The sequence below is a fragment of the Mesorhizobium sp. M2A.F.Ca.ET.043.02.1.1 genome (assembly GCF_003952405.1).
Lineage (GTDB): Bacteria > Pseudomonadota > Alphaproteobacteria > Rhizobiales > Rhizobiaceae > Mesorhizobium.
On record NZ_CP034445.1, the window covers coordinates 3,047,023 to 3,071,171 of the forward strand.

The following is a 24,149-nucleotide window of genomic DNA, read 5'->3' on the forward strand; positions in this document are numbered from 1 at the left end:
CGTGACGCGGTTTTCCGTCCGGAATTGCGCCAGAATAAGAGGGGGGCGACATGGAATTCCTCACCACGCATGACGAGCTGAGGACGATCTACAAAACGCCCCGGCCGACCGACGGCTCGATCCGGAAGGAACTGAAGAGCCTCGACGGCCATTGCCGTTCCTTCATCGGCAAGAGCCCCTTCGTGCTGATCGGATCCTCCGACGGCGCCGGCAATGCCGATGTGACGCCCAAGGGCGACAAGCCCGGCTTCACCGCCATACTCGACAACAACACCATCGCCATTCCAGACCGTCCCGGCAACAACCGGCTGGACACGCTGGAAAACATCATCCGCAACCCCTCGGTCGGGCTGCTTTTCCTGATCCCCGGCATGAACGAGACGCTGCGCGTCAATGGCGACGGTCGCATCACCGTCGATCCTACGTTGCGCGAACGCCTGGCGGTCGACAGCAAGGAGCCGCAGAGCGTCATCGTGGTGACGGTCAAGGCCGCCTATATGCACTGCGCCAAGGCCTTCATGCGCTCCGATCTCTGGAAGCCCGAGACCTGGTATGACCGCGCGAGCCTGCCGACGCTCGGCCAGATCATCCGCGACCAGCTGGCGCTCACCGAAAGCGCCGGCGAGATCGACCGCGAGCTGGACGACGATTACCGGCAGACCATGTGGTAGGCTTGCCGGACGACTCACTTCTTTCGTCCGGCCCTCCCTTGATCGAAATCATTGCCATATCGGGCAGCCTGCGCGCCGCCTATGACCAACTCGGCCCTGCTTGCCGCCCTGGCCGCCAATGCCCCTGACGACTGTCGCGTCCAGGTCTATGACGGGCTCGGCCGGCTGCCGATCTTCAACCCCGACGATGAGGGCGAGCGCACGCCGCCCGAAGCGGCGCGCCTGATCGAGATGATAACCCGGGCCGACGGCGTCATCGTCTCCTGCCCGGAGTACGCGCATGGCGTCCCCGGCGGCATGAAGAACGCGCTCGACTGGCTGGTCTCGCGCGACGCTGCCGTGGGCAAGTCGGCAATGCTGGTCCACGCCTCGCCCCGCTCCCTCTACGCGCGGGCGGCGCTCGCCGAGGTGATGCGGACGATGTCGTTTGCGCTGTATGAAGTGGCGGCGCTGGAAATCACGCTGCTGGGCAAGAAGCCGGGGGAGATTGAGGCGATCCTGGCGGAGGGCGCGAACCGGCAGGCGATGCGTGAGGCGGTGCAGGGTTTCTTGGGGTTTATACGCGGGCGGTGAGTGGCGCATCTTCCCCTTCTCCCCTTGTGGGAGAAGGAAGAAGCTATCCCTTCCGCAGCGTCTCGACATCGGTCTTGCCGACATACCAGTCGCGGGCGTTGACCTCCTCGAACACCACCCAGACATCGTTGTTGCCAAGCCCAGTGGCCTCCACGATGGCCGCGGTCACCTTCTTGGCGATGTCAGCCTTCTTGCCGGCCGGATCGGCGGCGATCACTTCCTTGACGATGCGGATGTTGACGAATGGCATTTTTCTCCCTCCCCTTCAGTTGCTTGCACGGCCGAGACTGTTTCGAAATTCGCTCCGGCGAGTCATATGGTGGTGGTTTCGAGAACCGGAGCGGAGCGGACTTTTAGGTCCGTGAGCACCGGAAGCGCAGGAACCGCCGGCAGATGGCCGCCGGAGTAGAATTTCCAAACAGTCTCGCTCAATATGTCTTCGCCCCGTTGACCATCAGCCGCACCATGTAAAGCGAGGTGGTGCCGGCTATGTAGAGGCAGTTCAGCTTGTTGCCGCCGAACACGCAGTTGGCGGTCACTTCCGGCACCTTGACCTTGCCAATCAGCGTGCCGTCCGGGTCGTAGCAATGGATGCCGTCGGCAGCGCTTGTCCAGATGCGCCCATCGGAATCGAGCCGGAACCCGTCGAACAGGCCGGCCGTGCAGTCGGCAAATACCTTGCCGCCCGAAACCTTCTTGCCGTGCTTGCCGACAGTGAAGGTGCGTATATGCGCCGGGTTCTTCTCGCCATGCGTGCGGCCGGTGTCGGCGACATAGAGCAGGCTTTCGTCCGGCGAGAAGGCGAGCCCGTTCGGCCGCACCATGTCGGTGATGACGGCCTCGACACCGCCGGTCTCCGGATCGACGCGATAGACATTGCAGGCACCGATCTCGCTCTCCGCCTTGTCGCCCTCATAGTCGGTGTCGATGCCGTAGCTCGGATCGGTGAACCAGATCGAGCCGTCGGAACGCACCACCACGTCATTGGGCGAGTTCAGCCGCTTGCCTTTCCATTTGTCGGCGATGGTGGTGATGGAGCCGTCGAATTCCGTGCGGCTGACGCGGCGGCCGGAATGCTCGCAGGTCACCAGCCGGCCCTGCCGGTCGACCGTGTTGCCGTTGGAATTGCCGGACGGCTGGCGGAACACGCTGACGCTGCCGTCGGTCTCGTCATAGCGCAGCATGCGGTTGTTCGGGATGTCGGACCAGACGACATAGCGGCCGGCGGCGAACCAGGCCGGCCCTTCCGCCCAGCGGCATCCGGTGAACAGCTTTTCCACCTGCGCGCTGCCGTTGAACAGGCGCGCGAAGCGCGGATCGAGAACTTCGTAATAATCAGCGGCCGCCATGCGTTTCCTCCCGGCATCAGGTGACGGGCGGATCAAGCCAGCCCGCAGCCATTCTGGCAAGACGGCAGGCCTGTAATTTGTATGACAAAACGGATGAGAACTGCGTGAGCGTGCGCCAAAGGCCGCCATGCCGGATGCAAGGAACCGTTAGCCCACGGTTAACCGGCTATGCGCTGGTTGCAATGGTGCATTGCAACATCTTTCTTTTGCAACGCACCATTCCTATGTCATGCTCGCAATTGTCAGGGAGGAACAACCGGCCGCACCAGTGCGGCATGAAAGGAACCCTGTCATGTTCGACAATCTTGTCTCCCGCGCTCGCGTCAGCATCGCCAAGCGCCGCCAGTACAACCGCCTCGTCGCCGAAATCGAGAACCTGTCCGGCCGCGATCTCGCCGATCTGCGCGCCGACCGTTCCGAGATGCTCTACCAGATCCGCAAGCAGATCTACGGCTGAGCGACAGGCCCTCACCCGGACCGCCAACCGAATTGCGAAGGGCAATTCGGGGCAATCCGACCTTTCCCCGAGGGGGAGAGGAACAGGTAAGCGCCGGCGCCAACCTCTTCTCCCCTAGGGGAGAAGATGGCCGCGAAGCGGCCGGATGAGGGGGCGTCAACCCCGCGCCGCCAAGGCCTTCTCAATTTGCGGCAACAGCAGCGTCCTCACGGAGTCGGGTGTCAGCGGCCCGACATGCTTGTAGGCGATCTTGCCGTCCTTGCCGATGACGAAGGTTTCCGGCACGCCGTAGACACCCCAGTCGATCGCCGCGCGTCCGGCCGGGTCGACGCCGATCGCCTGATAGGGATTGCCGAGATCGCCGAGGAAGCGGCGGGCGTTTTCCGGCTGGTCCTTGTAGTTCAGCGCCGCAAGCGTGAAGCGCTTGTCCTGCGACAGGCCGAGCAGCACCGGATGCTCTTCGCGGCACGGCGCGCACCAGGACGCGAACACATTGACCAGCGTCACCCTGCCTGCAAAGCTTTTGGAATCGAGTCCCGGCAGGTTCACCCCTTCCAGCGGCGGCAGGCTGGTCTGCGGCGCCGGCAGGCCGATCAGCGCGGAGGGGATCTCGGCGACATCGCGGCCCGACAGAAGCTGCGACAGGAACAGCCCCGCCAGTCCCAGGAACACCAGTAGCGGCAAAAGCACGAACAAGCGGCGACGCGGCGCCGGAGCTTCGGTCCCGGTGCTCATGGCTTGACGGCCTTGTCCGAACGCCGACGCACACCGGCCGCTTCGAGCGCCGCGAGTTCGCGCTTGCGCGCCCGCTGGTCGAGCAGGATCCAGCCGATCAGCACGGTCAGCACGACGCCCGTGATGGCGTAGGCGGCGGTGACGAACAGGGCGTGCGTGCTCACGTCGACCGCTCCCCATTCTCCGCCATGCCAATCGTTCCGATCATGTCTTTCCTCTGAGCGTTTCACCGTTTGATAGAGACAGTGATCCGCTCCATTTCCTTGTTCTGACGCAATTTGGACGGAAAAACCGCTCGCGCTTTTCGCGGATTGGTCTAGCCCCGCCGCGGCTTTCCCGCAATCGTCTCGGCGCCGCAGCGAAATAAACGTCTTCGTCGCCTCAATCCGTCCCGTGTCGCAGCGCCAACGCCGCCGCCAGGGGCCCAACCACGGCAAGAAACAGCGTCAGCGCGGCAAGAATGAGGAAGGGCTGTAGGAACGGGGCCGAATCGGCGACGGCGCCATAGCTTGCCGAAACGCCGAAGATCAGCACCGGAATGGTGAGCGGCAGCACCAGCACCGAAATCAGCAGCCCGCCGCGCGGTAGCGCCACGGCTACCGCCGCACCCGCGGCGCCGATGAAGGTGATGGCCGGCGTGCCGATGAGCAGCGTCAGCGCCGTGGCGCCGATGCCGAGCGGCTCCATGTTCATGAACAGGCCGAGCAAGGGAGCGGCGACCACCAGCGGCAGCACGCTGCCCGCCCAGTGCGCCAGGCATTTCGTCAGCACCGTCAGCGCCAGCATGTGCCGGTCGCCGTTGAGGACAAGAAGGTCGAGCGAGCCGTCCTCGCGGTCGGCCTGGAACAGCCGGTCGAGCCCGAGCAAGCAGGCGAGCAGCGCCGCGATCCAAAGAATCGCCGGGCCGATGCGCGACAGAAGGTTGAGGTCGGGCCCGACGCCGAACGGTATGGTGACGATGACGGCGAGGAAGAAGATGACGCCGACCAGCGCCCCGCCGCCGGCGCGGATGGAAAGGCGGATGTCGCGGAGGAAGAGGGCTAGCATGATTTGACATGCCTGCGCCCAGGCCCCCCTCTCTGACCTGCCGGCCATCTCCCCCTCAAGGGGGGAGATTGGATGCCACCCCGGCCTTCGCCAATCTCCAGCGTGGCAAGGCCATCGGGGCGCCTGAACTGCTGATCTCCCCCCTTGAGGGGGAGATGCCCGGCAGGGCAGAGAGGGGGGCCTGGCGCAAACATCAACGGGCTACCTTCATTTGCAGCTCGCGCGCCCCTTCCAGCCCCAACGGCAAATGCGTCGCCGCAACCACAATCCCACCGTCGCGCAGATGGCCCCGCATCAGCCCCGCGAACCGCTCCTCCGAAGCCTTATCCAGCCCCGCCGTCGGCTCATCCAGCAGCCATACCGGTCTATGGCTGACCAGAAGCTTGGCGATCGACACCCGCCGCCTTTGCCCGGTCGACAGAAAGCCGAAGGGCAGATGCCCGAGCCCGCCGAGCGCCACCGTCTCCAGCGCCTCCTCGACGCTCAATGCCGGTTCGCCCTGGAAGGCCCGCCAGAAGCCGAGATTCTCCTCGACGCTGAGCGCCGTCTTCATCGCGTTGAGATGGCCGAGATAATGCGAGGCGGAGGCGACCGTCGGGAAAGCCTCGCCACCGCCTTCGACCAGCACCTTGCCCCGGGCAACCGGCAGCAGCCCGGCGACTACCCTCAGCAGGGTCGATTTGCCCGAGCCGTTCGGCCCGGTGACGATGAGCGCTTCGCCCTTGTCGAGCGCAAAGCCGATGCCGGAAAAAACCGCCTCGCCGCCGCGCTCGCCGCCCAGATTTTCGGCGATCAGCCGCATCATTGCCCGTTCCGAAAGCACCGTTTCGCGGCCGTCGCCGCATCGCACAAATTTGCCTTTTGTCTGTCTAGAACTATTCCAGGAAATTCTCTATATGCGGTTCATCCGTGCCAGCGGTCGGCGCGGGAACAGAATTAGCGCCGAACCAGCGCACGCGCCGCCTTGAACGGCTCGGGTTGCTTGGGAGCGGACAGCGGAAATGGCCGTACCCGCACCTTTGCGCGTGATTGCATGCCATCGGCGTCCGTTCCCTTTCAGGCTGAACAGACAAGGACGGATCGCACGTGTCAAAATCCCTCGACAGTTTCAATTGCCGCCGCACCCTGACCGCGGGTGGTGCGGACTATGTCTATTTCGACCTCGTTGAGGCCGAGAAGAATGGCCTCACCGGCATCGCCCAGCTGCCCTATTCTATGAAGGTGCTGCTGGAGAACCTGCTCCGCAACGAAGACGGCCGCTCCGTCACCAAGGTGAGCATCCAGGCGGTCGCCGCCTGGCTGGCCGACAAGGGCACCGCCGGCGTCGAGATCGCCTATCGCCCTGCCCGCGTGCTGATGCAGGACTTCACCGGCGTTCCGGCCGTGGTCGACCTCGCCGCCATGCGCGACGGCATCAAGGCGCTCGGCGGCGATCCGGAAAAGATCAACCCGCTGGTGCCGGTCGACCTGGTCATCGACCATTCCGTCATCGTCGACGAGTTCGGCACGCCGATGGCCTTCGCCCGCAATGTCGAGCTCGAATATGAGCGCAACGAGGAGCGCTACAAGTTCCTGAAATGGGGCCAGCAGGCCTTCCGCAACTTCCGCGTCGTGCCGCCCGGCACCGGCATCTGCCACCAGGTCAATCTCGAATATCTGGGACAGGTGGTGTGGACCAACAGCGAGGATGGCGAGACTGTCGCTTATCCGGACACCTGCGTCGGCACCGATTCGCACACCACCATGATCAACGGCCTCGGCGTGCTCGGCTGGGGCGTCGGCGGCATCGAGGCCGAGGCCGCGATGCTCGGCCAGCCGGTCTCCATGCTTCTGCCGGAGGTCATCGGCTTCCGCCTCACCGGCAGGCTCAAGGAAGGCGTCACCGCCACCGACCTGGTGCTCACGGTCACCCAGATGCTGCGCAAGAAGGGCGTCGTCGGCAAGTTCGTCGAGTTCTTCGGCCCCGGCCTCTCCAACATGACGCTGGCCGACCGCGCCACCATCGGCAACATGGCGCCGGAATATGGCGCGACCTGCGGCTTCTTCCCGGTCGATTCGGAAACCATCCGCTACCTCACCATGTCCGGCCGCGAGGAAAGCCGCATCGCGCTGGTCGAGGCCTATTCGAAGGCGCAAGGCATGTGGCGGGATGCCGGCTCGGCCGATCCGGTCTTCACCGACCTGCTTGAGCTCGACCTCGGCGATGTCGTGCCGTCGATGGCCGGGCCGAAGCGCCCCGAGGGCCGCGTCGCCCTCCAGGACGTTCCGGCCGGCTTCGCCAAGGCGATGGAGACCGAATACAAGAAGGCCGCCGAGATCTCGAAGCGCTATGCTGTCGAAGGCACCGGCCACGATCTTGGCCATGGCGACGTCGTCATCGCCGCCATCACGTCCTGCACCAACACCTCGAACCCGAGCGTGCTCATCGGCGCCGGCCTCTTGGCCCGCAACGCCAACCGGCGCGGCCTGAAGCAGAAGCCGTGGGTGAAAACCTCGCTCGCCCCCGGCAGCCAGGTGGTGGCCGAATATCTGGAAAAATCCGGCCTGCAGAAGGAGCTCGACCAGATCGGCTTCAACCTGGTCGGCTTCGGCTGCACCACCTGCATCGGCAATTCCGGCCCGCTGCCGGCGCCGATTTCCAAGACCATCAACGACAAGGGCCTGATCGCAGCCGCGGTGCTTTCCGGCAACCGCAACTTCGAAGGCCGCGTCTCGCCGGACGTGCAGGCGAACTACCTCGCCTCGCCGCCGCTGGTGGTGGCGCATGCGCTGGCCGGCACGGTGACCAAGGACCTGACCACCGAGCCGCTCGGCGAGGGCAGCGACGGCAAGCCGGTCTATCTCAAGGACATCTGGCCGACCTCGGCCGAGATCCAGGAGTTCATCGAGAAGAACGTCACCCGCGAGCTGTTCGCCCGCAAATATGCCGACGTCTTCAAGGGCGACGCCTACTGGCAGAAGGTCAAGGCGCCGGAAGGCCAGACCTATGCCTGGGACGACCATTCGACCTATGTGCAGAACCCGCCCTATTTCGCCGGCATGGGCCGCGCCTTCGGCAAGGTCGGCGACATCAAGGGCGCGCGCGTGCTCGGCCTCTTCGGTGACAAGATCACCACCGACCACATCTCGCCGGCGGGTTCGATCAAGGCCGCCTCGCCGGCCGGCAAGTACCTGACCGAGCATGGCGTCGGCGTCGCCGACTTCAACCAGTACGGCACGCGGCGCGGCAACCATGAGGTGATGATGCGCGGCACCTTCGCCAACATCCGCATCCGCAACCATATGCTGGGCGAGAACGGCCGCGAGGGCGGCTACACGATCCACTATCCTTCCAAGGAGGAGATGTCGATCTACGACGCGGCGATGGAGTACAGGAAGGACGGCGTGCCGCTGGTCATCTTCGCCGGCGTCGAATACGGCAACGGCTCCTCGCGCGATTGGGCGGCCAAGGGAACGAACCTCCTCGGTGTCCGCGCGGTCATCGCCCAGTCCTTCGAGCGCATCCACCGCTCGAACCTGGTCGGCATGGGCGTCATCCCCTTCGTCTTCGAGGAAGGCACCTCATGGGCTTCGCTCAATCTGAAGGGCGACGAGCTGGTCGAGATCGACGGGCTGGACGCGATCAAGCCGCGGCAGAAGATGGTCGCCAAGGTCACCTATGGCGACGGCACGGTGAAGAACCTGCCGATCATCTGCCGCATCGATACGCTGGATGAGCTCGACTACTTCAAGAACGGCGGCATCCTGCAGTACGTGTTGCGCGATCTGGCTGCTTAAGCAGCAAGGGAGTAGGTTGAACAGCGTGTAGGCCAGCGTGAAACCGGCGATCGGCAGGATGTCGGCCCAGATCGTGCTTTTGCTGGCGAGGAACAGGGTCGAGCCGATGCCGATCACGACCATCCACCAGGCCAGCACCTCGGCGAAGGTGCCGGTCTTGTATCGCCGCACTTGCCGGGCGCCCAACAGTTCCGCGGCAATGAAAGCAAGGTTGGTCAAAGCATTAGCCGACTCGGCCCAAAGTCCTGATCCCGTCCGTTCGCAATAAAGATCGACAGGGGTCAGGAGAGTTTGCCACATGGCGGGGATGCTGCTCCCGAATCGAACCGCGCCTTGAAATGCAAACGCTCTCCTATTGCGCCCTTACCTGCGGCTGCAACAGCAAAAATTTCACCGCAACGTGACTTCCCGTTGACCGCCGCTTCTGCCACATATTTTAGCAATCAGAACAAAGCCGGCGTTACCGGCGGGAATTGGAAAAGTCATGGCATTTCGAGGACGATTGCGGCTTGCGGCAGTAGCGCTGGCCCTTACGGCGTTGGGCGGCGTGGCCCTTGCAGCCGAGCCTGAGAAGCCCCAGACCGACAAGCCCCAAATCGACAGGCCCTTGGGCGTGGTCGAATTGTTCACCAGCCAGGGCTGCAGCTCCTGTCCGCCGGCGGACGAGTTCTTCGCCGAGCTCGCCGGCAAGGACGATATCATCGCGCTCGCCTACCACGTCAATTACTGGGACTATCTCGGCTGGCAGGACACGCTGAGCACCAAGGAGAACACCGAGCGGCAATATGACTATATGCGCGCCTTCGGCAGCCGCTCGGTCTATACGCCGCAAGCCGTCATCAATGGCCGCAGTCACGTCAACGGCGCCAGCCGCAAGGATGTCGACGGCGCCTTGGCCCGCATGGACAGGACCGGCGACGGCATGCGGGTCGCGATCAAGGTGAGCCGCACCAGCGACCGCGTCATGATCGACGCCGGCGATGCCGGCAACGGCCCGGCGGATGCCCATGTGGTGATCGTCTATTTCGACCCGCCGCAGATGGTGAAGATCGGCCAGGGCGAGAACAGCGGCCGCAGCCTGACCTACTGGAACGCGGTTTCCGACATCCAGACCGCCGGCATGTGGCACGGCAAGGCCCAGCGTTACGAATTGCCTTTGACCGAGATCGCCAAGAAAGGCGGCTGCGCGGTGCTGCTGCAGTCGGTCGGCAAGGACGGCATGCCCGGCCCGATCCTCGGCGCCGCCTTCATCCATAAGCCGTGAATACCCCTTCTCCCCTTGTGAGGGTTTTGCATGGGAGTCGATATTTAGCGCACGAGGCGGATGGGCGTTTTAAAGGCGCTCTGGCCGCTTTGGCGGGTTATTTTGCCTCGCTCTTGGGGCCTCAGGCCGCCTTGGCAGTGGATTTTGGGCGGACTGCGCCTCATGCCGGCTTCCTCTTTGGGAAGAGGACTGCGGCCGCTCTTTGCAGATTGTAGCCGCAGCCGGCAAGCATGCACTGCGTCCGGTTGGTCGCAAGGTTGAAGAAGCGCAGTCGCCGCATGCCGTAGCGCTGTTTGAACACTGCAAACGGCCGCTCCACTGCCGCCCGCACCTTCGAGATCAGCCGGTTGCGCTGCTTCTGACGCGGCGTCAGCGGATGGTGCTTGTTGGCTCTGTGCACAGCCGGTCCTTGATGCCGGCCTGCTTCAGCCGGGCATGGCGGGCATGGGTGTAGTAGGCTTGGTCGCCATAGGCCGCCTTCTCGTCCCCGATGATCAGGCCGTCGGCCGGCTCGGTATCGGTGACCGATGCATCCGTGAAGTCCATGCGCCGGATCAGCGTATGAGCATCGTCGACGCCGTTGTGCACCTTATAGCCGAACACGGTCTTGTTGCCCTTGCGTCCCCAACGTGCCTCGCCATCAACCGATGGCCGCGCCGTCGCCTCCGGCTTCGCCGGCGGGCGCGCGGCGGCCTGCATGAAGGAGGCATCAATCAACGTGCCGCGCTTGACGATCAGCCCCTTCTGCTCAAGCTGCCGCGTGATCTCATAAAACACCCGGTCGATCAGCCCATCGCACTTCAGCTCCTCGCGGAAACGCCACAACGTCGAATGGTCCGGCGTGGGGTCCGACAGGCTGAAACCGGCAAAGCGGCGGAACGACAGCCGGTCGCGCAGTTGTGCCTCCAGCGAAGGATCGCTGAGATTGTTCCACACGCCAAGCAGCAGACAGCGCAGCAAGGCCTCAGCCGGATAGCTAATGTTGCCCCGTCCTGGTCCGCTGCGCTGACCAAGAAGCGCCTTGATCGGCACCCAGTCGATCACTCGCGAGATCTGGTCAAGCTCCGTCACATCCGACCACACCAGCCCATCCGCAAGGCTCAGTTGTCCAAGCACGCGATCGACCATCCGAATCATCTCCCCTTCATGCCGGACATACGGAATCACCAACTCAGATCCGTGCAAAGCCCTCCTTGTGGGAGAAGGTGGATCGGCGCGCAGCGCCGAGACGGATGAGGGGTGCTCTAGCTTGGCCATAAGCTCGAAACCGCCACCGCCTCATTCCTTCCAACACCCCTCATCCGACCGAGCTTCGCTCGGCCACCTTCTCCCACAAGGGGAGAAGGAAAAATAAAAAACCGGCGTCAGCTTGCTTCTGACGCCGGTCATTCAGGTTTTGGGATCGTCGCACCTGATTTTTCCAAGGAAAAACCGAGGTTGGTTCGATCCGACGCTGACCCGTGGGCGGGGGGCTTGGGGTTTACGAGCCGGTGCCGGACCGAACCGTCTCAGGCAACGCCGGTAAACTCGTCGGAGATTGGGGCATGAGCGCGGATTATTTGTGGCGAGATTGTGGCAGAGGATCACCAATTCCAACACATGTTTCGCAAACGTGACTGGACGATTGGGAAAGCGCGCGACCGTGCGCATGCCTGGCTGGCCCTTGCAATTCGATCCTGAAAGCGCGAACCTTGGCCGGCGCATGATTCAATCGAAGGATCGAGGCATGACCGATCACAGCGGCGGGACGGAGGATGGGGAAGCATCCGGAATATTGATCCCGTTGCACGAGGCGCGCAGCGCACGCCTCGACCAGCCGGTGCGATTCGACCGGCGCGAGCTCGATCAGATCCTGAGGCTTTACGGACGCATGGTGGCGGCCAATGAATGGCGCGACTATGCTATAGATCATCTCACTGATCGCGCTGTCTTTTCCATCTTCCGCCGGGCCAGCGAAGTGCCGCTGTTCCAGATCGTCAAGGACCCCAAGCTGGCGCGCCGCCAAGGCGCCTTCGCCGTCATCGCGGCAGGCGGCCGCATCCTCAAGCGCGGCCAGGAACTCGGCCGCGTGCTTGGGGTCTTCGATGCCAAGCTGAAGGTCGTCGAGGCTTAGGGGAAAAAAGAGGAATTGAGGAACTGAAGAATTGAAGAACTGAGGAAAAGGGCGCCTGACGCGCCAGTTCGCAGCCGTCTTTCTTCAATTCCTCAATTCTTCAGTTCCTCAATTCCTCTCAATTCCCGAAACCGCCGCTCCGGCAGCGAATCAGGATCAGGTGGCAGCTCTGCGCCGCCATTCAGCGACAGCTGCATGAACACCGTGTCCAGCCAGCGCCCGTGCTTGTAGCCTGATCCTTCCAACCGCCCGGAATGGTGGAAGCCGAGCTTCTCGTGCAGCCGTACCGAGGCGCTGTCGGCACGGCCGTCGCCGATGACCGCGATGATCTGGCGGAAGCCAGCCGCGCGCGCCGTTTCGATCAACGCCCGCATCAGCAGCGAGCCGACGCCCTGCCCCTTGGCCTCGGGCGCGACATAGACCGAATCCTCGATGACGAATCGGTAGGCGGGGCGCGGCCGGAACGGTCCGGCATAGGCGTAGCCGAGCACGGCGCCGCCCTTTTCCGCCACCAGATAGGGGAAGCCGCCCGCCGCCAGAGTGTCGAACCGGTTCCCCATTTCAGCGCGGGTGGGCGGCTCCAGCTCGTAGCTCGCCGTGCCGTGGACGACCGCATCGGCGTAGATTTCAGTGATCCGGTCAAGGTCGGCCGCAGTCGCAGCCCTGATCGCAATATTGCTCATAATCTATGCAGTTTGTTTTCCTGCCTCGATAACAGCAAAGGCATGCAAAAAAGGAAAGGGCGGCCGTTGGGCCGCCCTTTCGCAACTCTATGGTCCAGTGAGACCGGTAACGCCCTTAGCGGCGGTCGCCCATGAACTGCAGCAGGAACATGAACAGGTTGATGAAGTCGAGATAGAGCTGCAGGGCGCCCATGATCGCCTTGCGGCCGGCGACGTCGGCGACGTCACCCTCGAAATACATCTCCTTGATCCGCTGCGTGTCGTAGGCGGTGAGGCCTGCGAATACCAGCACGCCGATCGCCGAGATTGCGAAGGCGAGCGCCGACGACTGCAGGAAGATGTTGATCAGCATCGCGATCAGCAGGCCGATCACGCCCATGATCAGGAACGAGCCGAACGCCGACAGGTCACGCCTGGTCGTGTAGCCGTAGAGCGACAGACCGCCGAAGGCCGCGGCCGTGGCGAAGAAGGTCTGGGTGATGCTGGTGCCGGTGTAGACGAGGAAGATCGTCGACAGCGACAGGCCGACAAGGCCGGCATAGACCCAGAACGTGGTCTGCGCCGCCGCCACGCTCATCGACTGGATGCGGAACGACAGGAACATCACGGCGGCGAGCGGCGCCAGGATGACGACCCAGCGGAACGCGCTGGCGTAAATGAGCTGGCCGAAACCAGTCAGCTGGCCGTCGCCGGTGACGGCGAGGTGGAAGGCGCCCCAGGCGGCAAGGCCGGTAATGAGCAGGCCAAGCCCCATGAGGTTGTAGACTTTGATCATATAGGCGCGCAGGCCCTGATCGATATCGACGCGCGCTCCGGAGGCGGCGCCCGTCTGGTAGTTGCGAATGGGATCAGCCATTGGAAATCCTCTGTTGCTTCTGCCCCGTCCGGTGACAGGTCCGCTTGGATTGATCCCTGGACCAGGCGCCGCTGGCGGGGCTCCAGCATGCCTGTTGCGAAATATGATAGTTCTTGACGTCAAGAACAAGACGGTAACGGGTCGTAACGCTTTGTGAGAGTGCGAAAGGTCGGTTTTTGGGCCTTCCGCCGGGCATTCTTACAGAGATTTAATCGGGCCGGGACTTGGAGCCGCGCTCGGTTAGAGGTTGCGCAGCACCGGCGCCGCCTTATGGCCGAGCACCCGCCAGGTGCCGGCAAGGCCGATGCCGACGGTGACCGTCAGCGAGACCAGGATCGTCGCCACCGCCACCTCCGGCATGAAATGCGACGGCAGCGTCATGATATGCGCGACCACGAACCAGGCGGCGATACCGCCGGCGGCCAGCGCGAACAGCGCTGTCGCAAGGCCGATCAGCGCATATTCGAGCGAGAAGGCGGCAATCAGCGTCCGCCGCGTCGCGCCAAGCGTCTTCAGCACCACGGCGTCATGGATGCGCGCCCGGTTGCCGGCGGCCAAGGCGCCCGAGAGCACCAGCACCGAGGCGATCAGCGCCACGCCGGCAGCAGTGCGGATCGCCGTCCCCAGTTGCGCGACCAGCCGGTTGACGATGTCGAGCGCGTCCTTGACGCGCACCGTCGTCACCGCCGGGAAGGCGCGGGTGACGGCGTTGAGCAGCCTTGCGTCGTCGGCCGTGGAGGCTTGTTTGTCGGTCAGCGTCGCCAGCCAGCCATGCGGCGCCCCGGCAAAGGCGTTGGGCGAGAACACCATGACGAAGTTGATGCCCATCGTCTCCCACTCAACCTGGCGGAAATTGGCGATCTTCGCCGTGACGTTGCGCCCCAGCACATTGACGGTGACGCTGTCGCCGAGCTTCAGCCCGATCGCCTTGCCCTCCTCGGCCGAGAAAGACACCAGCGGCTCGCCGGAATAGTCCTGCGGCCACCACGCGCCTTCGGTCAGTGTCGCATTCTCCGGCTGCCTGGCGTCATAGGTCAGGCCACGGTCGCCGCGCAGCACCCAGGCGCCGTCGGCCGGGATCTTCACCTTGTCGACGTCGACGCCGTTGAGCGCCATGATGCGGCCGCGCAGCATCGGCACCTTGACCAGCGCTCCCCGCGGCGACTCCTTGCCGATAAGGTTGGCGAAAGCATCGACGTCGCTGCTCTGGATGTCGACGAAGAAGAAGTTCGGCGCCCGCTCCGGCAGGATGCCAGAGATCTGCCGCCTGAGATTTCCGTCGATCAGCGCCAGCGTTACCAGCAGCGTCAGCCCGAGACCGAGCGACAGCACCACCGAGGGCGTCAGCGCGCCCGGACGGTGGATGTTGCCCACCGCCAACCGCAGCGAAACCGAGCGCACGCGCGGGCTCTTCCTCGCCGCCCACTGCACCAGCACGGCCACCAGCCGCAGCACCAGGAAGGCAAAGACCGTGGCGCCGACGAATATCGAGGCGATGCGGTAGTCGTTGGCCGAGAGGATGGCCAGCGCCGCCAGCGCAACGACGATCGCCAGCGCCGCACCGGCATAGGGCAGACGTGGCAGGCCGCGGCTTTCGAAGCCCATCTCGCGGAACAGCGCGGTCGCCGGCACATCGCGGGCGCGGCCGAGCGGCAGCAGCGCGAAAGCCAGTGTCACCAGCAGGCCGAACAGCGCCGCCATGGCCAGCGCGCCTGGATAAAAGCCGCCTTGCGCCGGCACGGGGATCACGGATTGCAGAAGGGCGCTCGCCACGAACGGCATTGCGGCGCCGAGGATCAGCCCGAGCACGATGCCGAGGCCGGCGATCAAAAGGATCTGCACGAGATAGACGGTGAAGACGAAGCCGCCCGAGGCGCCGAGGCTCTTGAAGGTGGCGATGACGCCGCGCTTGCCGTCGAGATAGGCGCGCACGGCATTCGCCACCCCGACGCCGCCGACCACCAGCGCCGTCAGCCCGACCAGGGTGAGGAACTGCGAAAAACGCTCGATATTGGCCGACAGCGCCGGCGCCGCGTTGCTGCGCGTGCGGATCGACCAGCCGGCCTGCGGGAAATCCTTCGCGGCTTGAGCCTGGATATCCTTGATCCGCGCTTCGGAAGTCCCCTCCGGCAGCCTCACCTTATAGGCGTTCTCGACCAGGCTGCCCGGCTGCACCAGACCGGATGCGGCGAGGCCCTGGCTGGAGATCATCAGCCGCGGCGCGAAGCCGAAACCGTCCGACACCGCGTCCGGCTCGCTGACCAGCCTCGCCCGCAGCTCAAAAACGGCGCTGCCGAGCTTCAGCCGGTCGCCGACGTGAAGATTGAGCCGCTCGAACAAAAGGTCTGGCGCGGCGGCGCCGAACACGCCGGACCTTTCGCCGAACAATTGCTCCTTAGGCAGCGCCGGATCAGTCACCAGCGCGCCGTAGAGCGGATAGGCGTCGTCGACGGCCTTGGCCTCGACCAGCGCCTGGTCGGAGCCATCTTCCAGCCGCGCCATCGAGCGCATGCCGGAGGTCTGCGAAACCGTGCCGAGGCTCCTGATGAAGCCAAGCTCGGCATCCGAAGCGCTGCGCTGGTTGACCTGAAAGCGCAGATCGCCGCCGAGCAGCGTCTGGCCCTGGTTGGCGACGCCTGCGCTGATCGCCTGCGCCACCGAATTGACGCCGCCGATCGCCGCGACGCCCAGCGCGATGCAGGCAAGGAATATCATGAAGCCGGACAGGCCGCCGCGCATCTCGCGCAGCGAGAAGCGGATGGCGAGCTTCAATGTCCGGAGCCAGGCCCCCTCATCCGGCCGCTTCGCGGCCACCTTCTCCCCGGTGGGGAGAAGAGGGAGGTGCCGGCCCCGGCGATCTCTTCTCCCCTCGGGGAGAAGGGGGCCCGAAGGGCCGGATGAGGGGGTCTCCGCCATGCGATTATGCCGTCACTTTAAGCTGAGCAGCGTCCTCGATCCGCCCTGAGCGCATCGACACCTGGCGCGCGCAGCGCGCGGCAAGCGCCGGATCATGCGTGACCAGCACCAGCGTCATGCCGCGTTCCGCCGCCTTGGCGAAGAGAAGATCGGCAATCTGCTTTCCCGTCGCCTGGTCGAGATTCCCGGTCGGCTCGTCGGCGATGAGGAGGCGCGGCGAGGGCGCCAGCGCCCGGGCGATCGCCACGCGCTGCTGCTCGCCGCCGGAAAGCTCGCCCGGATAATGCGTCACACGGTCGCTCAGCCCGACCGCCGCGAGCTCGCGCGCGGCCACCCCGAACGGATCGGCATGGCCGGCGAGCTCGAGCGGCACCGCGACATTCTCGAGCGCGGTCATGTTGGGAATGAGGTGGAAGGACTGGAACACGATGCCAATGTTGCGCCCCCGAAACGAAGCAATCTGATCTTCGCCTTTGCCGTTGAGCAATTCGCCGGCGATCCGGACCGTGCCCGAATCGACCCGTTCCAGGCCGGCAAGAACCATCAGCAGCGTGGACTTGCCCGAGCCCGATGGGCCGACAATGCCGGTGGCTTGCCCGGCCGCCACGTCGAGGCTCACGCCCTTCAGCACATGGACGGAGGACGCGCCCTCGCCGAGCGTCAGCGATACGTCCCTCAACGCGATGACGGCTTCTGTCACAATAAAAGCGCCCTATATGTGGAAAAAGGAGACGGCCCGTGTCTCCTTCCTTGGGTTGTTTCGGTCATATGGGGCTCGCCGCATGGCATTCAAACATCGTTTTGCCGCAGCCCCCGTCGTTTTCGCAGCCCTCATCCTTTTCCTTGGCCTTTGCGGCGCCATTTCGTCGGCGCACGCCGCCACCTTCACCATCGTCGGCTTCGGCGACAGCCTGATGGCGGGCTACAGTCTCGCCCCTGGCCAGGGTTTCACCGACAGGCTGCAGGCAGCCTTGAAGGCGAAGGGCCTCGACGTCACCGTGGCCAATGCCGGCGTGTCCGGCGACACCTCGAGCGGCGGGCTGGCGCGGCTCGATTGGTCGGTGCCGGACGGCACAAGGCTGGTGATCCTCGAGCTCGGCGCCAACGACATGCTGCGTGGCCTTTCACCCGACATCGCCGAAAAGAACCTCGACGCCATGCTCGGCAAGCTGAAGCAGCGCAACATTGCGGTGCTTCTGGCCGGCATGCGCGCCGCGCCCAATCTCGGCGCCGACTACCAGAAGGCGTTCGACGCCATCTATCCGCGGCTTGCGGAGAAATACGGCGTCCCCCTCTATCCGTTCTTCCTCGACGGCGTCGCCGGCCACGCCGACATGCAGCTGGAAGACGGCCTGCATCCCAACCCCAAGGGGGTCGACATCATGGTCGAGCGTATCCTTCCCGTGGTCGAGAAGGCCATTGCCGCGAATGGCGGTGCGTCGTGAGACCGAAAAGCCACGCTTTCCGCTGGGGAAACATTGTGGACAACAAACCGCTTGCCCCGCGCTGATATCGATGATTCGCTAGGGCCGAGAGTTTCGATTCGAGGACAGGAGGCTTCACATGCCACGTCTTTTCACCGCCCTCGAAATTCCGCGTGATGCCGCTCTCTCCTTGTCCCTGCTCCGGGGCGGGCTGCCCGGGGCGCGCTGGATCGACGTCGAAAACTACCATCTGACGCTGCGCTTCATCGGCGATGTCGAAGGCCATGTCGCCGATGAGATCGCCAACGCCCTCGACAGGGTTCACCGCCCCTCATTCCAGATGACGCTCTCGGGCGTCGGCGCCTTTGGCGGCAAGAAGCCCCATGCGGTATGGGCCGGCGTGTCCGCCTCGCCGGACCTGACGGCGCTGCAGGGCGAGATCGACCGCATCTGCCAGCGGCTCGGCCTACCGGCCGACCCGCGCAAATTCTCGCCGCATGTGACGCTGGCGCGCCTGCGCAACGCAAGCCCGCTCGACGTCGCGCAATATCTTTCGGCGCGCGGCAATTTCGCCGCGTTGCCCTTCCGTGTCGGCCGCTTCGTGCTGATGTCGTCGCGCGATTCGGTTGGCGGCGGCCCTTACATCGTCGAGGAAGCCTGGCCGCTGGTCGCCGAAACGCTCGCCTCGAGCCGCTTCGCCAGCGCCTCCGACGCCTCGCGGATCATGCGGTAGACCGAAGCGAAGGCCTCGGCGCCGTCATAATAGGGATCCGGCACGTCCGCGGCCCTTCCCGTGGCGAAATCCAGATAGAGATGGACGCGGTCTCGCGCGGCCTGCGGCGCCAGCGCATTGAGGTCGCGCACATTGGCCCGGTCCATCCCGAGGATCAGGTCGAAGCGCGAAAAATCCCCCGGCAGCACCTTGCGTGCCCTCTGCCCTGAAATGTCGACGCCATGCTTCGAGGCCACCGCGATCGAGCGCCGGTCCGGCTCCTGGCCGGCATGCCAGCCGCCGGTCCCGGCCGAATCGAGCAGCATTTCGTGGCCCCGGCCACGCTCGGCCCAGACGGCGCGAAACACGCCCTCGGCGAGCGGCGAACGGCAGATATTGCCGAGGCAGACGAACAGAACGGAATTTATGGGCTTTATGCTCATTCGATATGCGCCGTTTGTGCATTTGGAACCCCAAAACCACAAAGCAGCTTTGGGCGACTTGCATTATGGTGGGGTCAAATTCGAGATAGCACGGGAAATCATCATGACGAGAGAAAAACTAAGCAAGGACGCGATCGCCGCCGCTCTGGTCGAGCTCGACGGCTGGTCGCTCGCCGCCGACGGCGCGTCGATCAAGCGCAGCTTCGTCTTCAAGAATTTCTCCGAGGCCTTTGCCTTCATGACCCGCGTGGCGCTGGCCGCCGAGAAGATGGACCATCATCCGGATTGGTCCAATGTCTACAAGACCGTCGACGTGACGCTGAACACGCATGACGCCGGCGGCGTGACGGCGCTCGATATCGAGTTGGCAAAGCGGATGAACCGGTATTTTCACTGAGGGCGAGGCGTCGTCACTTCGTCATCCACGGGCGGAGCGACGCGAAGCGGAGCGCAGACCCGAGGATCCATTCCGTGACCGTGGTCGAGGATTGTAGCGGAGCAGAATTCTGCACCGTGAGCGGCGCTCGAAGGTAACGGAATGGATCCTCGGGTCTGCGCGCGTCGCTTCGCTCCTTGCTTCGCCCGTGGATGACGATCGGAGGAATAGCTCGGCCAATCGCCAAACTGAGGCGATTGCCACCAACCAGCATTTGAAGTGCTGTGGCGTCTCGTTCCGATTTTCCGCCCAACCAACCCCTAGACTCTTGCAGGAGCCCCCCGCTTTCACCACATCTTTCGCGGCGGGTCGGCACGCATGGGTTGCGCGCGGCCGCCAAGGAGCGATTGATGACGCAAGGTTCCGGTTTCGATTTCGTCGGGTTCGGCGACAAGCTTGCCGGCGAAGGCGAGATCCGTGACAAATTCTGGCGCACCGCCAAGAAGGCGGCGCGGCAAATTCCGTTCATGGACGAAGTCGTCGCCGCCTATTACTGCGCCATGGACAAGAATACGCCGCTGCGCGCCAAGGCCACCCTGCTCGGTGCGCTTGGCTATTTCGTCCTGCCGTTCGATTTCATTCCCGATTTCGTCGTCGGCCTCGGCTACACCGACGACCTTGCGGTGCTGACCGCGGCGATCACCGCCGTCAGCGCCCATATCACGGCCGCCCACAGGCAGGCCGCCAAGGACGCGCTGGCCGACAAGGGCTGACGGCCGCTTGCTCAGCCCGCAAATCAGCGCGCGCGAAAAGACAAACTCTTGCCGTTTTCGTGGCATCCAACTCCGCGCCGGGACGTCGCGCCAGCCGCTTTCAACGGTGGCGGCGCGACTGCATGTCGCCCAAAACTGCGTAGCGGTTTTGGGATAACGACATGCACAAGAAAAGAGACCCAAGCACGTCGCTCGAACCCTTCGGCGTGATGTGCCTTGGGTGGGCGGTTTCCTGGGGTGAGTTCCTTTTCTCGTGGACGATTCACCGTTTGGTAACCCTGATTAAATCAAAATGAAGCGACGGCAGGACGCCACGCGGCCCGCCTCCGCACCATTTGGAATACGGGAAGAACGATGCGCGGATTGATTGCTACAATTTCCAGCCTGGTCCTGGCGGCCGCCTTCGCGCCGCCGGTGCTGGCGCAGCAGGCGACCAAGATCGGCCAGCACAACGCCTGGGGCACCTACAGCTATCAGTCGCAGGCCGGCAAGGTCTGCTATGTGCTGACTGTGCCGACCGACAAGCAGCCGCCGTCGCTCGACCATGGCGACATGTTCTTCTTCGTCAGCCAGCGTCCCGGACAGCAGGTTTCCTACGAGCCGCAGTTCATCGCCGGCTACAACTTCCAGGAAGGCTCGAAGGCGACCGTCACCATCGACAAGAAGAGCTTCTCGATGTTCACCCGCGGCAAGTCCGCCTGGGTCGAGAACGCCGCCGAGGAGCCGGTGCTGATCGCTGCCATGAAGACCGGCACCGACATGAAGGTGCAGGCGAAGTCCGGCCGCGGCAACCCCACCTCCTATGTCTTCTCGCTGAAGGGCATATCGGCCGCGCTGGCCTCGATCGCCAAGTGCAAGTAGGCAGGGACCGAGTCTGAATCCGATGGCCGGGCCGCAAGCCCGGCCTTTTTCATTTGAGAGCAATTCCGGAAAGAATGTGAAACGGATTCGATGCGCAATTGCGCATCGGAGAGCGGGTTGGCGTTTTCATGAAATGAGCATCAGATCCTACGGCTATTTTGTAGATGAATAGCGGAATGGGTGTTACGGCAAAGCAAGGCTGGTTGCTATGGTGGGCATGTATGGCTCAGACCGGCAAGATGAGGACAACCCGAGGCCGAGCCATATTCCCCCGCGAGCGGACCGGAAGGAACCCTTTCGTGAGCGCCCAACACCAGTGTCTTGCGATCGCCGCGATGTTGGCTCTTTGGTCTCAGGATTCGCGCGCCGACCCAAGAGCCGCCGTTGCGACCGCGGATTTTCTGAACAGCATCGGTGTCGTCAGCACATTTCCTGACCGGGGCCAGCCTTTGGCTAAGACCGTCGAGATGGTCCGCTATTGCGGCTTCCGGTGGGTGAGGGCGGGAATAGAGGGGTTAACTGACAACGGCCCCACGACCATGCAGACCTTTCTGGAACTGCATCGGCAAACCGGTGCCAGGCTGAGTTGGGGACTGGTGAGCGGTGGGTCTGACCTGAAGAGGTTGATGGAAACCGGCAAGGTATTGGCGCAGGCCGACGCGCTGCTGGCTTTTGAGGGCAACAACGAGCCAAACAACTGGGCTGTTGAGTATCGAGGCGAGAAAGGCGGTGGGCGCGGGTACTCCTGGATGGCGGTCGCGAAATTGCAGCGAGACCTTTACCACGCGGTCAAGACGGATCCGGCGCTGGCGAAGTACCCCGTGTGGTCGATTTCGGAACCGGGAGCGCAAAATGACAACGTTGGCCTTCAGTTTCTTGCAATTCCTCAGGACGCTGAAACCTTGATGCCGGACGGCACCAGATATGCGGACTACGCGAATGTACACAACTACCTCTACCACCCGCATTCGCCCTATCCGGCCGACAACAAGGTGTGGGATGCTGCCGACCCAACCTATGCTTCGCGGGTCGACGGACTATTCGGAAACTTCGGTCTGACATGGTCGAAATGGTTCCGGGGCTACCCGCCTGAACAACTTGAAACACTGCCGCGTGTCACGACCGAGACGGGAACCAATATCCAGGGACCGGTCACCGAAGAGTTGCAGGGTTTGAATTTGTTGAATTTGTATTTCGCACAGTTCAAGCGTGGTTATGCCTACACTTCGGTCTATCTGCTGAGGGACCGCACCGATGAGGCCGGCAACCAGTCGTTCGGTTTCTTCAGGCCCGATTATTCACCCCGCAAGGCCGCGACCTACCTTCACAACGTTACGACTATTCTGACTGACGAGGGTACGGTCGCTACGTCCGGCACGTTGGATTACACAATCGCGGACCAGCCTCCAACAGTTCATGATCTTCTCCTGCGGCGCAGTGATGGGACGTTCCAACTGGTCGTCTGGGACGAACGGTTGAACGACCAGGACCAGGTGACCGTGCGCCTTGGCGCCACGGCGACTTCCATAAGCATCTATGATCCGACTGTCGGCACCGATCCTGTCCGGACAGTGAAGAACACGACCTCGCTCGACCTTTTGCTCAGCGATCATCCGATTGTAATCGAAATCTCGTCTGCCAGATAAGCTGGCGTTTTTGGACAAGCAGGCCGGGTCTCAATCCGGTCTTCGCTTTCACAGCGGCTGTTCTGCCCCGGCAACCCTGCGCCGCCGGATCGCCTCGGCGATGAAGACGCGCGACAGCGCGTGGTAGAGCGGCTCGTTGGAGATGAGCCTTGCCGTGCCGTAACCCAGCATTGCCGCGCACATCAGCGCGATGACATTATCGTGATTGCCGGTCATTTCGAGGATGATGACGAAGGCCGTCATCGGCGCCTGCACGACGCCGGCGAAATAGCCGGCCATGCCGAGCAACGCCGCGGTGCCAGTGGCCATGCCGAAGACCAGGCCCAGCGTGCTGCCCAGCCCCGCGCCCACCGCCAGCGACGGCGCGAAGAGGCCGCCCGGAATGCCCGACACCATCGACAGCATGCCGGCCGCGAATTTCTCGACGAAGAAGAAGGCCGGCAGCGGCGTGCCTTCGATCGCGCCGCGCGCCTGCGCATAGCCGGTGCCGAAGGTCAGCCCGCCGGACGCCACGCCGATCACCGCCACGGCGAGCCCGCAGACGGCCGCCACGACCAGCGCGCGCGGCAGCGGCTGCAACGCGTTCCAGCGCCGGATGCGGCGCATGACTTTCAACGCCGAGAGCGAGAACAGCGCGCCGACCCCGCCGCCGAAGATGCCGCAGGCCAGCACCAGCGGCCAGTCGGCGGCGAAGGCGACCGTGTCCTTGGCGACGCCGAAATAGGTGTAGTTGCCGAGCAGCCCGAGCGAGGCGAGGCCGGCCAGGATCACCGCCGTCAGCACCAGCCCGTTGGTGCGCGCCTCATAGGTCCGGCCCATTTCCTCGATGGCGAAGACGATGCCCGCGAGCGGCGTGTTGAAGGCGGCGGCTATGCCGGCGGCCGATCCCGCCAGGATCAGCCCGCGCGCCTGCGCCATGCCGCCCCAGCGCGCCGCCTGCAGCATCAGCGAGGCGCCGACCTGCACCGTCGGGCCTTCGCGGCCGATCGAGGCGCCGCAGGCGAGGCCGGCGATGGTGAGCGCGATCTTGCCCACCACCAGCCTGAGTGACAGGATGCGGCTGCGATCGTCCTCGTCGCGCAGATGCCGCGCCGCGATCGCCTGCGGAATGCCGCTGCCTTGCGATCCCGGGAAGAAGGAATGCGTCAGCCAGGCGCAGAGCACGAACCCAAGCGGCGTCACGATCAGGGGCAGATAGAAGCGCCAGCCGCCCTCATTGCCGGTCATGACGTGGAACAAGGCCTGCGCGCGGTCGGCGAGCAGGGCGAACAGGACGCTGATCAGGCCGATCGAGATGGCGCCGGCCCAGAAGACGAGCCGCGGCTGCCAGACGCGGCGCGACACCCACATGGCGTGGGAACGCCGCAGCATCGGGTACTTTCGGGATATGCCGGCCATGACGAGCCTCTCGTTGGTAGGCCCGGCCTAGCACAATGACGGCGCCGATCAACCCGCGAGGACGAGCCCGACGCT

The 24,149-nt window shown here is 64.1% G+C and carries 26 protein-coding genes and 1 pseudogene; 12 read left to right on the top strand and 15 right to left on the bottom strand.

Annotation, left to right across the window (positions count from 1 at the left end):
• The first annotated feature begins 50 nt into the window (after positions 1-50).
• Entirely contained in the window at positions 51-671 is a 621-nt protein-coding gene (locus EJ068_RS14395; protein ID WP_127252875.1) for a pyridoxamine 5'-phosphate oxidase family protein, read from the top strand.
• A gap of 81 nt (positions 672-752) precedes the next feature.
• The gene (locus tag EJ068_RS14400; RefSeq protein ID WP_245463421.1) at positions 753-1,244 is read left to right on the top strand and encodes an NADPH-dependent FMN reductase; all 492 of its coding nucleotides are present in this window, start codon (positions 753-755) and stop codon (positions 1,242-1,244) included.
• A 43-nt stretch (positions 1,245-1,287) separates the two neighbouring features.
• On the opposite strand, the gene EJ068_RS14405 is transcribed toward EJ068_RS14400, so the two are convergent.
• Together EJ068_RS14405 and EJ068_RS14410 are read right to left on the bottom strand one after the other, a co-directional pair.
• A complete protein-coding gene (locus EJ068_RS14405) occupies positions 1,288-1,494 on the bottom strand; it encodes a 4-oxalocrotonate tautomerase family protein (protein WP_127252876.1) in 207 nt (68 codons plus the stop codon).
• 178 nt (positions 1,495-1,672) lie between these two features.
• Positions 1,673-2,593, bottom strand: a complete 921-nt coding sequence (locus EJ068_RS14410; protein ID WP_127252877.1) for an SMP-30/gluconolactonase/LRE family protein — start codon at positions 2,591-2,593, stop codon at positions 1,673-1,675.
• 292 nt (positions 2,594-2,885) lie between these two features.
• Between EJ068_RS14410 and EJ068_RS14415 the strand changes: the two genes are divergently transcribed.
• Positions 2,886-3,050: a hypothetical protein gene (locus tag EJ068_RS14415; RefSeq protein ID WP_245463422.1), complete on the top strand. Its 165-nt coding sequence runs from the start codon at positions 2,886-2,888 to the stop codon at positions 3,048-3,050.
• 156 nt (positions 3,051-3,206) lie between these two features.
• Here the strand turns inward: EJ068_RS14415 and EJ068_RS14420 are convergent, their stop codons facing one another.
• From EJ068_RS14420 to ccmA, 4 genes are all read right to left on the bottom strand, one after another.
• Positions 3,207-3,785 (bottom strand): DsbE family thiol:disulfide interchange protein, encoded by a 579-nt coding sequence (locus EJ068_RS14420; protein WP_127252879.1) that lies wholly within the window; start codon positions 3,783-3,785, stop codon positions 3,207-3,209.
• The gene (ccmD, locus tag EJ068_RS14425; protein ID WP_126080438.1) at positions 3,782-3,949 is read right to left on the bottom strand and encodes a heme exporter protein CcmD; all 168 of its coding nucleotides are present in this window, start codon (positions 3,947-3,949) and stop codon (positions 3,782-3,784) included. The genes EJ068_RS14420 and ccmD overlap by 4 nt, the downstream gene beginning before the upstream one ends.
• A 217-nt stretch (positions 3,950-4,166) precedes the next feature.
• Positions 4,167-4,832 carry a heme exporter protein CcmB gene (ccmB, locus tag EJ068_RS14430; RefSeq protein ID WP_127252880.1) on the bottom strand — a complete coding sequence of 222 codons (666 nt, stop codon included), beginning with the start codon at positions 4,830-4,832 and terminating at the stop codon, positions 4,167-4,169.
• A 193-nt stretch (positions 4,833-5,025) separates the two neighbouring features.
• Positions 5,026-5,634, bottom strand: coding sequence for a heme ABC exporter ATP-binding protein CcmA (gene ccmA, locus EJ068_RS14440; protein WP_127252884.1), 609 nt, complete (start codon positions 5,632-5,634; stop codon positions 5,026-5,028).
• A gap of 284 nt (positions 5,635-5,918) precedes the next feature.
• Between ccmA and acnA the strand changes: the two genes are divergently transcribed.
• Positions 5,919-8,609 (top strand): aconitate hydratase AcnA, encoded by a 2,691-nt coding sequence (acnA, locus tag EJ068_RS14445; RefSeq protein WP_127252881.1) that lies wholly within the window; start codon positions 5,919-5,921, stop codon positions 8,607-8,609.
• A 12-nt stretch (positions 8,610-8,621) separates the two neighbouring features.
• Here the strand turns inward: acnA and EJ068_RS14450 are convergent.
• Positions 8,622-8,909 (bottom strand): annotated as a pseudogene (locus EJ068_RS14450) (hypothetical protein); the annotation flags it as partial.
• Positions 8,910-9,093: 184 nt separating this feature from the next.
• Here EJ068_RS14450 and EJ068_RS14455 point away from each other — a divergent pair.
• Positions 9,094-9,873, top strand: a complete 780-nt coding sequence (locus EJ068_RS14455) for a thioredoxin family protein (RefSeq protein ID WP_127252882.1) — start codon at positions 9,094-9,096, stop codon at positions 9,871-9,873.
• A 160-nt stretch (positions 9,874-10,033) separates the two neighbouring features.
• On the opposite strand, the gene EJ068_RS33670 is transcribed toward EJ068_RS14455, so the two are convergent.
• Together EJ068_RS33670 and EJ068_RS14465 are read right to left on the bottom strand one after the other, a co-directional pair.
• Complete coding sequence (locus EJ068_RS33670; RefSeq protein WP_127882795.1) at positions 10,034-10,273, bottom strand: transposase; 240 nt, start codon at positions 10,271-10,273, stop codon at positions 10,034-10,036.
• Positions 10,243-11,001, bottom strand: coding sequence for an IS5 family transposase (locus EJ068_RS14465; protein WP_189512641.1), 759 nt, complete (start codon positions 10,999-11,001; stop codon positions 10,243-10,245). The genes EJ068_RS33670 and EJ068_RS14465 overlap by 31 nt, the downstream gene beginning before the upstream one ends.
• Positions 11,002-11,599: 598 nt before the next feature.
• Between EJ068_RS14465 and EJ068_RS14470 the strand changes: the two genes are divergently transcribed.
• Positions 11,600-11,986, top strand: coding sequence for a DUF2794 domain-containing protein (locus EJ068_RS14470; RefSeq protein WP_128298365.1), 387 nt, complete (start codon positions 11,600-11,602; stop codon positions 11,984-11,986).
• A 92-nt stretch (positions 11,987-12,078) separates the two neighbouring features.
• On the opposite strand, the gene EJ068_RS14475 is transcribed toward EJ068_RS14470, so the two are convergent.
• From EJ068_RS14475 to EJ068_RS14490, 4 genes are all read right to left on the bottom strand, one after another.
• A complete protein-coding gene (locus EJ068_RS14475; RefSeq protein WP_127253723.1) occupies positions 12,079-12,669 on the bottom strand; it encodes a GNAT family N-acetyltransferase in 591 nt (196 codons plus the stop codon).
• Positions 12,670-12,784: 115 nt separating this feature from the next.
• Entirely contained in the window at positions 12,785-13,525 is a 741-nt protein-coding gene (locus tag EJ068_RS14480; protein WP_126080432.1) for a Bax inhibitor-1/YccA family protein, read from the bottom strand.
• 240 nt (positions 13,526-13,765) lie between these two features.
• Positions 13,766-16,264, bottom strand: a complete 2,499-nt coding sequence (locus tag EJ068_RS14485; protein WP_189341996.1) for an ABC transporter permease — start codon at positions 16,262-16,264, stop codon at positions 13,766-13,768.
• A gap of 181 nt (positions 16,265-16,445) precedes the next feature.
• Complete coding sequence (locus EJ068_RS14490; protein WP_127252466.1) at positions 16,446-17,141, bottom strand: ABC transporter ATP-binding protein; 696 nt, start codon at positions 17,139-17,141, stop codon at positions 16,446-16,448.
• Between the two features lie 82 nt (positions 17,142-17,223).
• Here EJ068_RS14490 and EJ068_RS14495 point away from each other — a divergent pair, with 82 nt between their 5' ends.
• Both EJ068_RS14495 and thpR read left to right on the top strand, forming a co-directional pair.
• Positions 17,224-17,886, top strand: a complete 663-nt coding sequence (locus EJ068_RS14495; protein WP_127252467.1) for an arylesterase — start codon at positions 17,224-17,226, stop codon at positions 17,884-17,886.
• Positions 17,887-18,004: 118 nt separating this feature from the next.
• The gene (thpR, locus tag EJ068_RS14500) at positions 18,005-18,598 is read left to right on the top strand and encodes an RNA 2',3'-cyclic phosphodiesterase (protein ID WP_126080428.1); all 594 of its coding nucleotides are present in this window, start codon (positions 18,005-18,007) and stop codon (positions 18,596-18,598) included.
• Here the strand turns inward: thpR and EJ068_RS14505 are convergent.
• Positions 18,505-19,020, bottom strand: a complete 516-nt coding sequence (locus EJ068_RS14505; RefSeq protein WP_127252469.1) for a low molecular weight protein-tyrosine-phosphatase — start codon at positions 19,018-19,020, stop codon at positions 18,505-18,507. The genes thpR and EJ068_RS14505 overlap by 94 nt on opposite strands.
• A gap of 103 nt (positions 19,021-19,123) precedes the next feature.
• Here EJ068_RS14505 and EJ068_RS14510 point away from each other — a divergent pair, with 103 nt between their 5' ends.
• The 4 genes from EJ068_RS14510 (at position 19,124) to EJ068_RS14525 (ending at position 22,676) form a co-directional block, all read left to right on the top strand.
• A complete protein-coding gene (locus EJ068_RS14510; protein WP_127252471.1) occupies positions 19,124-19,417 on the top strand; it encodes a 4a-hydroxytetrahydrobiopterin dehydratase in 294 nt (97 codons plus the stop codon).
• 389 nt (positions 19,418-19,806) lie between these two features.
• Positions 19,807-20,169 (top strand): YkvA family protein, encoded by a 363-nt coding sequence (locus tag EJ068_RS14515; RefSeq protein WP_127252473.1) that lies wholly within the window; start codon positions 19,807-19,809, stop codon positions 20,167-20,169.
• Between the two features lie 354 nt (positions 20,170-20,523).
• Positions 20,524-21,030 carry an invasion associated locus B family protein gene (locus EJ068_RS14520; RefSeq protein WP_127252475.1) on the top strand — a complete coding sequence of 169 codons (507 nt, stop codon included), beginning with the start codon at positions 20,524-20,526 and terminating at the stop codon, positions 21,028-21,030.
• A 299-nt stretch (positions 21,031-21,329) separates the two neighbouring features.
• Positions 21,330-22,676, top strand: a complete 1,347-nt coding sequence (locus tag EJ068_RS14525) for a glycosyl hydrolase (protein ID WP_189341994.1) — start codon at positions 21,330-21,332, stop codon at positions 22,674-22,676.
• 48 nt (positions 22,677-22,724) lie between these two features.
• Here EJ068_RS14525 and EJ068_RS14530 read toward each other — a convergent pair whose 3' ends face one another.
• Positions 22,725-24,074 (bottom strand): chloride channel protein, encoded by a 1,350-nt coding sequence (locus EJ068_RS14530; RefSeq protein WP_127252476.1) that lies wholly within the window; start codon positions 24,072-24,074, stop codon positions 22,725-22,727.
• Positions 24,075-24,149: the final 75 nt, after the last annotated feature.